We start from the raw sequence: 12456 nt of genomic DNA on the forward strand, positions 1-12456 counted from the left end.
CCTGACGCCGCCACCGCCGCCCGGCTGCTCGCGGAGGGCGGCAACCTCTGGAACTCCGGCATGTTCATGTTCCGCGCCGGGGTTTTGCTCGGCGAGATGGAACGCCTGGCCCCGGAGGTTCTGGAAGCGGTCCGCGCCGCCATGCTGGCGCGTACGACCGATCTGGATTTCATCCGGCTTGGCCCCGAGGCTTTCGCGGCGGCACCCGATATCAGCATTGACTACGCCATAGCGGAGAAGACCGGCAAAGCCGTGGTGGTTCCCGCGGCTATCGGCTGGTCGGATGTCGGCTCCTGGTCGGCCATGGCGGAGATCTCCCCGCGCGACGCCAAGGGCAATTTCACCCAGGGCGACGTGCTGCTCGAACAGGCGGAGAATTGTTACGCCCGCTCCGAGGCGGCGCTCACCGCCTTGCTCGGCGTGCGCGATCTCATCGTCGTCACCACCCAGGACGCGGTGCTGGTCGCGCATAAAAACGAGGCGCAGAACGTCAAAAAAATCGTCGAGCGGCTGAAGGCGGCCAAACGGCCCGAGGCGGAGGCCCATAACCGCGCCTACCGGCCCTGGGGGTTTTACGAGAGCCTCATCCAGGGTGACCGGTTTCAGGTCAAGCGCATCGTCGTCTGGCCGGGGCGGCGGCTCTCGCTGCAAAAACATTTTCACCGCGCCGAGCATTGGGTGGTGGTGGCCGGCTCCGCCCTCGTCACCCGCGATGGGGAGGAGATCCTCCTGCGCGAGAATGAGAGCGTCTATCTGCCCCTCGGCAGCGTCCACCGGCTGGAAAATCCGGGCAGGATTCCGCTCACCCTCATCGAGGTTCAGTCAGGCGCCTATCTCGGCGAGGACGATATCGTGCGGATCGAGGACCATTACGGGCGGGATTGAGCCGGCGCGCCCGCTTCCTCCGGGGCGCTGAGCTGGAGGGAGAGGGCGTGCAGCCCGGTCGATAATTCCCCGGCCAGCACCGCGTTCACCGCCCGTTGCCGGGCCAGGCGGGATTGGCCGCTAAAGGCGGCGGCCACCATCCTCACCCGGTAATGCGTCTCGCCCGCCGGCAGGCCCTGGCGCCCGGCATGCCGGGCATGGCGGCGGCTCTCATCCTCGATCTCCAGCGCCAGCGGCTGAAACGCCGCCTCCAGCGCGGCCCTGATCCGTTCGGTCCGGTTCGTCATCCCGTCCTGCTCCATTTCTGTCCCGCGTTGCGCGCATGGCGGCGCCAAAGGCAGTTGCCGGGCGGCACGTCAGCGCGCACATTAGGCGCATGATTTTTTCTGACGACAAGCTGGGCGGCCCGCGCCAGGCGCCCGCGCCGGAGGCGGGCGCCCACACCCAGTGCTGCGCCACTCCCGGCTGCACCCTGGCGGGGGAATACCGCGCGCCGAAATCCCGCCACGCGCTGCGGGAATTCCATTGGTTCTGCCTCGAGCATGTCCGCGCCTATAATGCCTCCTGGGATTACTACAAAGGCATGTCCGCCGATGAGATCGAGGCGGAGACCCGCGCCGATTCTTCCTGGCAGCGCCCCACCTGGCCGCTGGGCCATAATGGACGCGCCGCGCGGCTGGCGGAGGCGATGGCGGCGGAGCTGCACGCCTTCGCCTTCGGCGACCGCCCGCGCCCCGAACCCGCCCCCGGCACCCCGCCGGAGCTGCGCGAGCCGCTGAGGGTTTTCGGCCTGGTCTGGCCGGTAACGCTGGAGGCTGTGAAGGCCCGCTATAAGGAACTCGCCAAGCGCCACCACCCCGACGCCAACCAGGGCGACCGTCAGGCTGAAGAAACCTTAAAGACGATCAACCTTGCCTATGCGGCGCTACGTGGCAAACTGGCGCCAGCTCCCCCGCAGCAGGCGCAGGCCGGATAGGGCGGGCGAAACACACGCCCAGCGCGAACGATAGGACATTGCATGAACGACGCCGTGAGGACCAGACACCCCGCCCCGCCCGCCACGATCAGCCTGCCTGACACCAAGGTGAGGGCGCGCGAGGTGTTCGGGATCGATTCGAATTTCGAGGTGCCCGCCTTTTCCGCCCGCTCCGAGCACGTGCCGGAACTCGATACCGCCTACCGGTTCGACCGTGACACCACGCTCGCCATTCTCGCGGGCTTCGCCTTCAACCGGCGGGTGATGATCCAGGGCTATCATGGCACCGGCAAATCCACCCATATCGAGCAGGTGGCGGCGCGGCTTAACTGGCCCTGCATCCGCATCAATCTCGACAGCCATATCAGCCGCATCGATCTCATCGGCAAGGACGCGATCGTGCTGAAGGAAGGCAAGCAGGTCACCGAATTCCGCGAGGGCATCCTCCCCTGGGCCTTGCAGCATCCCTGCGCCCTGGTCTTCGACGAATACGACGCCGGCAGGCCGGATGTCATGTTCGTCATCCAGCGCGTGCTGGAGGTGGAGGGGCGGCTGACCCTGCTGGACCAGAACCGGGTGATCCGCCCGCACCCCGCCTTCCGGCTTTTCGCCACCGCCAACACCGTCGGTCTGGGAGATACCACCGGCCTTTATCACGGCACCCAGCAGATCAACCAGGGCCAGATGGACCGCTGGAACATCGTCGCCACGCTCAACTACCTGCCCCACGCGCAGGAGGTGGCGATCGTGATGGCGAAGATGGGCTACGACCCGCAGGACGAGGCGGCCCGCAAGATGGTCAGCCGCATGGTGGCGCTGGCCGACCTCACCCGGGCGGGCTTCATCGCCGGCGATCTCTCCACCGTCATGTCGCCGCGCAGCGTCATCACCTGGGCGGAGAACGCGCGCATTTTCGGCGGCGATATCGGCTTCGCCTTCCGCCTCACCTTCCTCAATAAATGTGATGAGGCCGAGCGCCAGACCGTGGCGGAATATTACCAGCGCTGCTTCAACGACGAATTGCCGGCCGGCCTGCGCCAAAGCGCCTGAGGGGAGAGATGAGCGGCAAGGATCAGGGGCGGACGGAAGATTTCAAACGGGCGACCGCGGGGGCGCTGCGCGCCATGGCCCGCACCGCCGATGTGCAGGTGGCCTATCAGCCCGGCCCCTCCGGGCTTTCCGGGCGGCGGGCGCGGCTGCCCTCCCCTTCCCGCGCCCTCGCCGCGCCGGAAATAGCGAAACTGCGCGCCGCCGCGGATTCCATCGCGCTGCGCCTGCGCCATCACGACGACGCGCTGCATAACGCCCGCGCCCCGCAATCGCGCGCCGGGAAGGAAGCCTTCGACGCGCTGGAACAGGCCCGCGTCGAGATCATCGGCTCCGAGACCATGGCCGGGGTGGCGGCCAATCTGCGCCGCCAGCTGGGTGAGCATTACGACCAGCAGGGGCTGCGCCATATCTCCTCGCGCGAGGAAATGCCCCTGCCCGCGGCCCTCGCCTTGCTCGCCCGCGAGCGGATGGACCCGGAGGCGGTGCCGGAGGCGGCCCGCGCGGCGCTCGATCTCTGGCGCGGCACGCTCGGCCCCGAGGCGGAGAAGGCGCTCGACGACCTCGCCTCCTCGCGCGCCAGCCAGGCGGATTTCATCACCGCCGCGCGCAAGCTGCTCGCCGCCATGGACCTGGCCGAGGGCGAGGCCGAGCCAGGAGATGACGAGTCCTCCGACCAGGAGAATGAGGGCGGCGAGGAGACGGCTCAGCAGGATAACTCGCAGGACAGCCAGGGCGACTCCTCCGAGCAGGAGGCGGCGCCCTTCCTCGCCGACCAGGCGGAGCTGGCCGAGGCCGAGCCCGCCGGTGAGTCTAGCGGCGAGGAGGAAGCGGACGAGCTTTCCGCCGAGGAAGGCGAGGCCCCGGCCGGCCCGCAGCCGCGGCGCGCCCCGCCGGTCACGGACGACCCCGCCGCCTACCGCGCCTTCACCCGTGCCTTCGATGAGGAGGTGGAGGCGGAGGATCTCTGCGACGCGGAGGAACTCTCCCGGCTGCGCATGCAGCTCGACCAGCAATTGCAGCACCTGCAGGCCGTGGTCGCCAAGCTCGCCAACCGGCTGCAACGCCGGCTGCTCGCCCAGCAGACCCGCGCCTGGGAATTCGACCTCGAGGAAGGCATGCTGGATACCGCCCGGCTGTCGCGCATCATCGCCAATCCGCTGCTGCCCCTCACCTATAAGCGCGAGCGAGACACGGATTTCCGCGACACGGTGGTGACGCTGCTCATCGACAATTCCGGCTCCATGCGGGGCCGGCCGATCACCGTGGCGGCGATGTGCGGGGATATTCTCGCCCGCACCCTGGAGCGCTGCGCTGTCAAGGTGGAGATTCTCGGCTTCACCACCCGCGCCTGGAAGGGCGGGCAGAGCCGCGAGGCCTGGGTGGCGGCGGGCAAGCCCGCCAATCCCGGGCGGCTCAACGATCTGCGCCATATCATCTACAAATCCGCCGATACGCCATGGCGGCGGGCGCGCAAGAATCTCGGCCTGATGCTGCGCGAGGGGCTGCTGAAGGAGAATATAGACGGCGAGGCGCTGCTCTGGGCCTATCGGCGGCTTCTCAACCGCCCGGAACACCGGCGCATCCTCATGGTGATCTCGGATGGCGCGCCGGTGGATGATTCCACCCTCTCGGTCAATGCTGGGAATTATCTGGAACGCCATCTGCGCGAGGTGATCCGCGAGATCGAGGCGCGCCAGGCGGTGGAGCTGGTCGCCATCGGCATCGGCCACGACGTGACCCGCTATTACCGCCGCGCGGTGACGATCGTTGACGCGGAGGAGCTGGGCGGCACGATGATGAGCAAGCTCACCGAATTATTCGATGAGGACGCCGCCCTCGCCTGGTCGCGCTTCGCCGCCCAGCAGGCGGCGCTGGTGGCGTGACGCCCCGGCGCGCCTCCTGGAGCCAGACAAATCGTCAGAGCGTTTTCCATGAACCGAAGTGAATGGAAGCGCTCTAATACAGCCGCGCGCCGTTGGGCACCGGGCGCTCGGGCTGGATCAGCACCACCTCGCCCGCCTCGTCGGGAAAGCCCAGGGTCAGCACCTCTGAGATGAAGCGGCCGATCTGGCGCGGCGGCAAATTCACCACGGCGGCCACCTGCCGCCCGAGCAGCGTCTCCGGCGCATAATGGCGGGTGATCTGGGCGCTCGACCGCTTCACGCCGATTTCGGGGCCGAAATCGATGCTGAGCTTGAGGGCGGGTTTGCGCGCCTCCGGGTAGGGTTCCGCCCCGACCACCGTGCCAGCGCGGATATCCAGCGCCAAAAATTGGCTGAACTCGATCGGCGGCGGGGCTTCAGGCTGGGACATCGCTCTTCTCCTCCTCGTGTTCTCAAACCAGCACGCCCTCATGCTTGGCCTTGGCCTCGGGCTCGACATGGATGGTGATGACCAGCCCGGGCCACTCCGTTTTCAGCGCCGCCTCGATCCGGTCGCAGATCGCATGCGCGGCGGTCACCGTCATCTCCCCCGGCACCACCAGATGAAATTCCAGAAAGCTCGAATGGCCGGCCTGGCGCATGCGGAAATCATGCGCCTCGATGGCGCCGGAGGCGGATTCGCGCACCAGCTCGTGTACCCGCGCCGTCACTTCCGGCGGCGGCGCCTCGTCCAAAAGCCCGCTGATCGAGCTCAATACCGTGCGCAAGCCGATCCACGCGGCTTGCGCGCCGATGACCAGCGCCACTAGCGGGTCCAGCAGCGGCCAGCCGAGCAACCCCGCCCCGCCCAGCGCGGCGAGAGCGCCGGCCGTCGTCAGCACGTCGCTAATGAGATGTTCGGCATCCGCCGCCAAAGCGGGCGAGGCCTCCCGCCGCGCCACATGGCGCAGGGTTAGCGCCCAGGCGAGGTTGAGCAGGCCCGCCGCGCCGTTGAACGCCAGCCCTTCCCCGAGCCCGCCGGAGAGCGGCGCCAGCGGCACGGGATGCACGAGGCCGAGCGCGGCGCGCTGGAGAATGACTCCCACCGCGACCAGGATCATCGCCCCGGTGGCGATGGCGCTGAGCAACTCGGCCTTGGCATGGCCGTAATTATGCTCGCGATCCGCCGGCTTGGCGCCGATATGCAGGGCGTAGAGGGCAAGGCCGGAGGAGGCGACGTTGACGAGGCTTTCCAACGCGTCGGAGAAGAGCGCGGTGCTGCCGCTCACCCGGGCGGCGAGCAGCTTGGCTCCAAGAACCGCCACGCCCACCCCCAGGCTGCCGATCGCGAATTTCATGGCCCGCCGCATGGCCGCTAGCTACAGGCGCGGGCCGCCCGGCGCAATTAGCCGCCGCCCTTGAGCCGGTAGGGCATCACCCCGCGCTCGGCGGTGCCGGTATCCAGGGCGGTGCCCAGCGGCGGCACGGAGCGGTGCCGGCAATTCGTCCGCTCGCAGGCGCGGCAGCCGGGGCCGATAGGGTCCGCCGCGTCCGGATTGGCGAGATCGAGCCCCGCCGCGTACACGGTCTGCGCCGCATGGGCCGTCTCGCAGCCCAGCACCACCGCCACGGCGCGCGGCCGGGCGAGATAGGCGCCGCCGCCCCGCCCCACCGTGCGGGCGATGTTGAGATAGACCACGTCATCGGGCGTGCGGGCCAGCTGCGCCAGCACCTCGCCGGGATGGGCGAAGGCGCGATAGACGTTCCAGAGCGGGCACGGACCACCGAACTGGGCGAATTGGAAGCGCGTGGCCGAGGACCGCTTGAGCACATTACCGGCGATGTCGGTTTTGACGAAGTAGAAGGGGATGCCGGGCATGTCCGGGCGTTGCAGGGTGGAAAGCCGGTGGCAGACCTGCTCGAAACTAGCGCCGAACTGGCGCTGCAGGCGCTGGATGTCGTAGCGCGCCGCCCGCGCCGCCTCCAGAAACCGGCCATAGGGGAGCATCAGCGCCCCGGCGAAGTAATTGGCGAGGGCCATGCGGGCCAGGCCGCGCGTCTCGGCCGAGGAGAAATTCCCCCGTTTCAACTCGGCCTCGATCAGCCCCGGCTGTTCGAGCTGGCCAGTGACATGCGCCAGCCAGAAAATCTCGCTCTCCGGCGCGGCGTCGGCCGAGATCACCAGCTGCCCGGCCTTGCGGTTGAGCCGCCAGAACAACCCTTCCGCCAGCAGCCCCGGCGCGGCGGCCACGGCGATGCCGTGCCGGTCGCGCAGATGCCGGCGCAAATCCTCGCGCAGATTGAGCGGCTGGAACCCCCGCGCCTCGAACAGCGCCTCCGCCGCGCGGTCCAGCGTCTCGAAATGGTTGCGGCGGGACTGCACCCAATCCCGCACCTCATCATAAGGAAAACGCGGCAATAGCGGGTTGGTCTGCAACAGGCTCTCGCGTTGCGCCGCATAGGCCCGGTAGAGCGCCATGAAGGCCTCCGCCAGCTGCGGCGCGTTGCGCACCAGCGCCCCCACCTCCGCCTGGGCGCCGCGCAGGCCCCGGAACAGCGGGTCGGCCAGGTCCTCGCGCAGCTGCAATTCCCGCCGCGCCTCCTCGCCATCCGCGAAATAGGTTTTTCGCAAATTCAACGCCGCCGCCGCGCCCTCCATCAACCGCAGGGTCAGGGGGCGCTGGTCCGCCTCGATCTGGTTGAGATAACTCGCGGAAATTCCTAATTTTTTTGCCAGATCGGTCTGTTTGAGACCGGCGCGCTCGCGCGCCAGCCGCAACCTTCCGCCCGCGAAAATTTTCTTCTCCGCCACGCCGGAAATTTTGCAAAATTTACAAACCCTGTCCAGCGCCTTCGCGCTAATCCGCATCACGGCGTCTGGACGGGCGCGCGGCGGGGCGTGAAGAGACCCGCAAACCAACCCAAATCATTCGTAGCCGGAGCACGCCCCGATGAAATTGCATGAGGTCAAGGTCTACCCCTCCAAAACCCAATTGAAGCGCGAGGACCAGCTTGCCTGGAAAATCGCCGGCGTCGCCGCCGACAAGGTGGGGGTCACCAAGGAGGTGACGGAGATGATCATCAACCGGATCATCGACAACGCCTCCGTCGCCATTGCCTCCGTCAACCGCAGCGCCCCCACCTCGGCGCGGGGCGGCGCGCTCGGCCATCCGCGCAAGGGCGGCGCGCTGGTGTTCGGCCTGCCCGCCCGCGTGAAGGTGAGCCCGGAATGGGCGGCCTGGGCCAACGGCACCGCCGTGCGCGAACTCGATTATCACGACACCTTCCTCGCCGCCGATTACTCTCACCCCGGCGACAACATCCCGCCCATCCTGGCGGTGGCGCAGAGCATGGAGAAATCCGGGCGCGATCTCATCCGCGGCATCGCCACCGGCTATGAGATTCAGATCGACCTCGTGAAGGCGATCTGCCTGCACAAGCACAAGATCGACCACATCGCCCATCTCGCCCCGGCCCAGGCGGCGGGGGTCGGGACGCTGCTCGGGCTGAAGCAAGAGGTCATCTACCAGGCCGTGCAACAGGCCGTGCATGTCTCCTTCACCACCCGCCAATCCCGTAAGGGAGAGATTTCCTCCTGGAAGGCCTTCGCTCCCGCCCATGCCGGCAAGCTGGCCGTGGAGGCGGTGGACAGGGCGATGCGCGGCGAGGGCGCCCCCAGCCCGATCTATGAGGGCGAGGATTCCGTGATCGCCTGGATGCTGGACGGGCCGGACGCGGTCTATCACGTGCCCCTGCCCGAGCCGGGCGAGGCCAAGCGCGCCATCCTCGACAGTTACACCAAGGAGCATTCTGCCGAGTATCAGTCCCAGGCGCTCATCGACCTCGCCTTCCGGATGCGCGAATCGATCGACGATTTCGAGAAAATCGAGAAAATCGTCATTCACACCTCCCACCACACCCATTACGTGATCGGCACCGGCGCCAACGATCCGCAGAAGATGGACCCCAAGGCCAGCCGCGAGACGCTCGACCATTCCATCATGTATATCTTCGCCGTGGCGCTGCAGGACGGGTTCTGGCATCACGAGACCTCCTACGCGCCCAAGCGCGCCCAGCGCCCGGACACGGTGCGGCTCTGGCACAAGATCGAGACGGTGGAGGACCCGGAATGGACGGAGCGCTACCATACGCTCGATCTCTCCCGTAAGGCGTTTGGCGGCCGGGTCGAGATCTTTTTCAAGGACGGTTCCAAGCTGGAGGACGAGCTGGCGGTGGCCAACGCCCACCCGCTCGGCGCCAAGCCCTTCGAGCGCGAGGATTATATCCGCAAGTTCAAGATGCTCACCGATGATCTCATCACCCCGCGCGAGAGCAACCGCTTTCTGGAGGCGGTGCAGAACCTGCCGCGGCTGAAGGCGGGCGAGCTTGACGCGCTCAACGTCGCCATGCCGAACGGCAGCGTGGACGAGTCCAAGCCGGGGATTTTCTGAATTGCAGAATTTCATAATTAAGGAAACCACGTAATGAGCGAAACATCCGTCCAGCCGAAACCGAAGAAATCCGTCGCCCTCTCAGGCGTGGTCGCGGGCAACACCGCGCTTTGCACCGTCGGGCGCACCGGCAACGATCTTCATTATCGCGGCTATGACATTCTCGATTTCGCGGAGACCAGCGAGTTCGAGGAGATCGCTCACCTGCTCGTGCATGGGGCCCTGCCCAATCTGGCGGAGCTGGCCGCCTACAAGACCAAGCTCAAGGCGCTGCGCGGCCTGCCGGCCGCGGCGCGGGCGGTGCTGGAGCAGATCCCGGCCGCCGCCCACCCGATGGATGTGATGCGCAGCTATGTCTCGGTGCTGGGCACGGTGCTGCCCGAGGAGCATGACCATAACCCGGCGGGGGCGCGCGACATCGCCGACAGGCTGCTCGCCTCGCTCGGCTCCGCCCTGCTCTACTGGTACCATTTCGCCACCAATGGCCGCCGGATCGAGGTGGAGACGGAGGATGATTCCATTGGCGGGCATTTCCTGCATCTGCTTCATGGCAAGCCGCCCGCCGCCAGCTGGGTGCGCGCCATGCACACCTCGCTCATTCTCTATGCCGAGCATGAATTCAACGCCTCGACCTTCGCGGCGCGGGTCATCGCCGGCACGGGCTCGGATTTCTATTCCTGCATCGCCGGCGCCATCGGCGCGCTGCGCGGACCCAAGCATGGCGGCGCCAATGAGGTCGCCTTCGAGATCCAGAAGCGCTACGCCGACCCGGACGAGGCCGAGGCCGATATCCGCAAGCGCATGGAGGCCAAGGAGGTCATCATCGGCTTCGGCCATCCGGTCTATACCATCTCGGACCCGCGCAACGTCGTCATCAAGCGCGTCGCCCGGAAGCTTTCCGAGGAAGCGGGCTCGACCAGGATGTTCGATATCGCCGCGCGGATCGAGAGCGTGATGATGGACGCGAAGAAGATGTTCCCGAATCTCGATTGGTTCTCGGCTGTGTCCTACCATATGATGGGGGTTCCGACCGCGATGTTCACGCCGCTTTTCGTCATCTCCCGCACCTCGGGCTGGAGCGCGCATGTCATCGAACAGCGGATCGATGGCAAGATCATCCGCCCCTCCGCCAATTACGTGGGGCCGGAAAACCTCAAATTCGTCCCGATTTCGGAGCGTTGACCTCACCTTCCCGCCGGGCAGCCGGCGGGCGGATCCTTCCGGAGAGCGAGCATGACCTATCTCAGCGCAGATTTTTATTCCGACACCCCGGCGGGGGAGCGTTTCCGCGCTCTGCTGGCCCGCCCCGGCATCCTCGGCATTCCCGGCACCCATAACGGCCTCGCCGCCCAGCAGGCCCGCCAGGCGGGCTTTACCGCCTGCTATCTCTCCGGCGCGGCGATGACGGCCTCCATGGGCCTGCCCGATCTCGGCATCATCACGGTGGACGAGGTCGCCTTCTTCATCCGCCAGGTCGTGCGCGCCTCCGGCCTGCCGGTGCTGGTGGATGGCGATACCGGCTATGGCGAGGCGCTCAACGTCATGCACATGGTCCGCACCTTCGAGGAGGCTGGCGCGGCGGCGGTGCATCTGGAGGATCAGATCCTGCCCAAGAAATGCGGGCATCTCAACGACAAGAAAATCGCCCCGGCCCAGGAGATGGCCGCCAAGGTGGCCGCCGCCCGCCATGCCCGCCGCCATCTCTATATCATCGCCCGCACCGATGCCGCCGCCTCGGAGGGGCTGGAAGGCGCCGTCGCCCGCGCCAAGCTCTATATGGAGGCGGGAGCGGACGCGATCTTCCCCGAGGCGCTGAACACCGAGGACATGTTCCGCGAGTTCGCCCGCCGTATGCCCGGCGTGCCGCTGCTCGCCAACATGACCGAGTTCGGCCGCACCCCGTTTTATACCAAGGAGCAATTCGAGGAGTTCGGCTATAAAATGGTGATCTGGCCGGTGACCTCGCTGCGGGTGGCGGCCCAGGCCCAGCGCAAGCTCTACCAGGCCATCATGCGCGATGGCGGCGCCCAGAATTGCGTGGACAAAATGCTCACCCGCAAGGAGCTTTACGAAACCATAGATTACGCGGGGTTCGAGGCGCTGGACGCGACCATCGTCAAAACCATCGTGCCGGAAGGCATACCCCAGACGGCCTGACCCCTCGCCCCGCCGGGCGGGATGGCCTAGATTGGCGCCATGCCGCTTCATGCGCCCCGCCCGAGCCGGGACATCGCCGCCCGGCTGCGGGCCGCGGCGGAGATTTGCGCCGCGAACGGCGCCCAGCTGACCCCCCTGCGCCGCGAGGTGCTGGAACTCATTCTCCGCGCGGAGGCGCCGGTGACCGCCTACCGGCTGCTCGACCAGCTGAAAGCGCTGCGCAAATCCGCCGTGCCGCCCACCATCTACCGGGCTTTGGAATTTCTGCTGGAAAACGGGTTGGTCCATCGCATCGAACGGCTCAACGCCTTCGTGCCCTGCGCCGAGGCCGGGCCTCATCATGACCATGGCGGCGCGCAATTTCTCATCTGCCAGGTTTGCGGCGCGGCCAGCGAGGTGGAGGATGCGGCGGTCTCGGCGGCGCTGGCCGCGGCGGCGGCGCGGCGCGGCTTTCTCCCCAGCCGGGCGGTGGTGGAGGTGGAGGGATTATGCGCCGTCTGCGCCGACCACACCGCTAAGCCTTGAGCCGGGCCAGAAGGTAGAGGGCCGCCGCGCCGGTGCCGGTGAAAAACCCCATCGGCCAGCCGCTCGCCCAGGCCAGGGCCAGCGCCCCCCAGGCCAGGCCCAGGGCCAGGGCCAGGGCCAGCGCCATGCCCCGCGCCGGGCTGGCGCAGAGCCGCGCCGCCGCCGCGCCCGGCCCCAGCATCAGGCTGAACACCAGCAGCGCGCCGGTAACCGGCACGGCGAACCCCGCCGCCAGGGCCAGCAGGGCGAGGAACAGCCACTCGATGAGGCCGGGACGCCCGCCTTGCGCGGCGAGCAGGTCCGGCGCCAGGGCGGAGAGGCAGAGCGGCCGCAGCCCGAGGCCGAGCAGCAGCGGCACCAAGAGCCCGAGCGCCGCCAATCCCGGCAGATCCGCCGGACCGAGGGCGAAAATCTGGCCGAAGAGCAGCCCGTAAACCGTGCCGGCATAGCGCCCGGAGAGGGAGAGCAGCAGCGCCCCCAGCGCCAGCAGGGCGGCGAGCAGGAGGGCGCTCGCCGCGTCCCGCCGCGCGGCGCGCCGGGCGAGCGCCAG

At 67.7% G+C, this 12456-nt stretch carries 13 protein-coding genes; 8 read left to right on the plus strand and 5 right to left on the minus strand.

All coding sequences use genetic code 11. The annotated features are described in order from the left end of the window. A partial coding sequence (locus M7H45_RS03400; RefSeq protein ID WP_298214728.1) for a mannose-1-phosphate guanylyltransferase/mannose-6-phosphate isomerase occupies positions 1-885 on the plus strand: 885 nt, incomplete at its 5' end. On the opposite strand, the gene M7H45_RS03405 is transcribed toward M7H45_RS03400, so the two are convergent. Continuing rightward, positions 870-1172, minus strand: coding sequence for a BolA family transcriptional regulator (locus tag M7H45_RS03405; RefSeq protein WP_298214730.1), 303 nt, complete (start codon positions 1170-1172; stop codon positions 870-872). The two genes, M7H45_RS03400 and M7H45_RS03405, sit on opposite strands and share 16 nt — an antisense overlap. Before the next feature lie 89 nt (positions 1173-1261). Here M7H45_RS03405 and M7H45_RS03410 point away from each other — a divergent pair, with 89 nt between their 5' ends. Genes M7H45_RS03410 through cobT form a run of 3 tightly spaced genes read left to right on the plus strand, consistent with a single transcriptional unit; the run spans position 1262 to position 4794 of the window. Then, positions 1262-1861, plus strand: a complete 600-nt coding sequence (locus M7H45_RS03410; RefSeq protein WP_298214732.1) for a J domain-containing protein — start codon at positions 1262-1264, stop codon at positions 1859-1861. Positions 1862-1903: 42 nt separating this feature from the next. Further along, positions 1904-2911 carry a cobaltochelatase subunit CobS gene (cobS, locus tag M7H45_RS03415; RefSeq protein WP_298214733.1) on the plus strand — a complete coding sequence of 336 codons (1008 nt, stop codon included), beginning with the start codon at positions 1904-1906 and terminating at the stop codon, positions 2909-2911. A gap of 8 nt (positions 2912-2919) precedes the next feature. Then, positions 2920-4794 carry a cobaltochelatase subunit CobT gene (cobT, locus tag M7H45_RS03420; protein ID WP_298214734.1) on the plus strand — a complete coding sequence of 625 codons (1875 nt, stop codon included), beginning with the start codon at positions 2920-2922 and terminating at the stop codon, positions 4792-4794. A gap of 73 nt (positions 4795-4867) precedes the next feature. Here the strand turns inward: cobT and M7H45_RS03425 are convergent, their stop codons facing one another. Genes M7H45_RS03425 through M7H45_RS03435 form a run of 3 tightly spaced genes read right to left on the minus strand, consistent with a single transcriptional unit; the run spans position 4868 to position 7585 of the window. After that, a complete protein-coding gene (locus tag M7H45_RS03425; RefSeq protein WP_298214735.1) occupies positions 4868-5224 on the minus strand; it encodes a tRNA-binding protein in 357 nt (118 codons plus the stop codon). Between the two features lie 22 nt (positions 5225-5246). Continuing rightward, positions 5247-6131, minus strand: a complete 885-nt coding sequence (locus tag M7H45_RS03430; RefSeq protein ID WP_298214736.1) for a cation diffusion facilitator family transporter — start codon at positions 6129-6131, stop codon at positions 5247-5249. A 47-nt stretch (positions 6132-6178) separates the two neighbouring features. Next, positions 6179-7585, minus strand: coding sequence for a short-chain fatty acyl-CoA regulator family protein (locus M7H45_RS03435; protein WP_298214738.1), 1407 nt, complete (start codon positions 7583-7585; stop codon positions 6179-6181). A gap of 139 nt (positions 7586-7724) precedes the next feature. Here M7H45_RS03435 and M7H45_RS03440 point away from each other — a divergent pair, with 139 nt between their 5' ends. The 4 genes from M7H45_RS03440 to M7H45_RS03455 are packed head-to-tail and all read left to right on the plus strand — an operon-like array spanning position 7725 to position 11906. Continuing rightward, the gene (locus M7H45_RS03440) at positions 7725-9224 is read left to right on the plus strand and encodes an MmgE/PrpD family protein (protein WP_298214739.1); all 1500 of its coding nucleotides are present in this window, start codon (positions 7725-7727) and stop codon (positions 9222-9224) included. A 33-nt stretch (positions 9225-9257) separates the two neighbouring features. Further along, a complete protein-coding gene (gene prpC, locus M7H45_RS03445; RefSeq protein ID WP_298214740.1) occupies positions 9258-10406 on the plus strand; it encodes a 2-methylcitrate synthase in 1149 nt (382 codons plus the stop codon). 51 nt (positions 10407-10457) lie between these two features. After that, the gene (prpB, locus tag M7H45_RS03450; RefSeq protein ID WP_298214741.1) at positions 10458-11381 is read left to right on the plus strand and encodes a methylisocitrate lyase; all 924 of its coding nucleotides are present in this window, start codon (positions 10458-10460) and stop codon (positions 11379-11381) included. 39 nt (positions 11382-11420) lie between these two features. Next, positions 11421-11906 carry a Fur family transcriptional regulator gene (locus M7H45_RS03455; RefSeq protein WP_298214742.1) on the plus strand — a complete coding sequence of 162 codons (486 nt, stop codon included), beginning with the start codon at positions 11421-11423 and terminating at the stop codon, positions 11904-11906. On the opposite strand, the gene M7H45_RS03460 is transcribed toward M7H45_RS03455, so the two are convergent. Continuing rightward, positions 11896-12456, minus strand: a 561-nt coding sequence (locus M7H45_RS03460; RefSeq protein WP_298214744.1) for a metal ABC transporter permease, incomplete at its 5' end; no start/stop codon positions are given. The two genes, M7H45_RS03455 and M7H45_RS03460, sit on opposite strands and share 11 nt — an antisense overlap.

It is taken from the genome of Acidocella sp., from assembly GCF_027352905.1.
Lineage (GTDB): Bacteria > Pseudomonadota > Alphaproteobacteria > Acetobacterales > Acetobacteraceae > Acidocella.

Coding starts and splice junctions, on each gene's coding strand:
- M7H45_RS03405 (WP_298214730.1), bottom strand. CDS start 1,172: ATGACGAACCGGACCGAACGGATCAGGGCCGCGCTGGAGGCGGCGTTT.
- M7H45_RS03410 (WP_298214732.1), top strand. CDS start 1,262: ATGATTTTTTCTGACGACAAGCTGGGCGGCCCGCGCCAGGCGCCCGCG.
- cobS (WP_298214733.1), top strand. CDS start 1,904: ATGAACGACGCCGTGAGGACCAGACACCCCGCCCCGCCCGCCACGATC.
- cobT (WP_298214734.1), top strand. CDS start 2,920: ATGAGCGGCAAGGATCAGGGGCGGACGGAAGATTTCAAACGGGCGACC.
- M7H45_RS03425 (WP_298214735.1), bottom strand. CDS start 5,224: ATGTCCCAGCCTGAAGCCCCGCCGCCGATCGAGTTCAGCCAATTTTTG.
- M7H45_RS03430 (WP_298214736.1), bottom strand. CDS start 6,131: ATGAAATTCGCGATCGGCAGCCTGGGGGTGGGCGTGGCGGTTCTTGGA.
- M7H45_RS03440 (WP_298214739.1), top strand. CDS start 7,725: ATGAAATTGCATGAGGTCAAGGTCTACCCCTCCAAAACCCAATTGAAG.
- prpC (WP_298214740.1), top strand. CDS start 9,258: ATGAGCGAAACATCCGTCCAGCCGAAACCGAAGAAATCCGTCGCCCTC.
- prpB (WP_298214741.1), top strand. CDS start 10,458: ATGACCTATCTCAGCGCAGATTTTTATTCCGACACCCCGGCGGGGGAG.
- M7H45_RS03455 (WP_298214742.1), top strand. CDS start 11,421: ATGCCGCTTCATGCGCCCCGCCCGAGCCGGGACATCGCCGCCCGGCTG.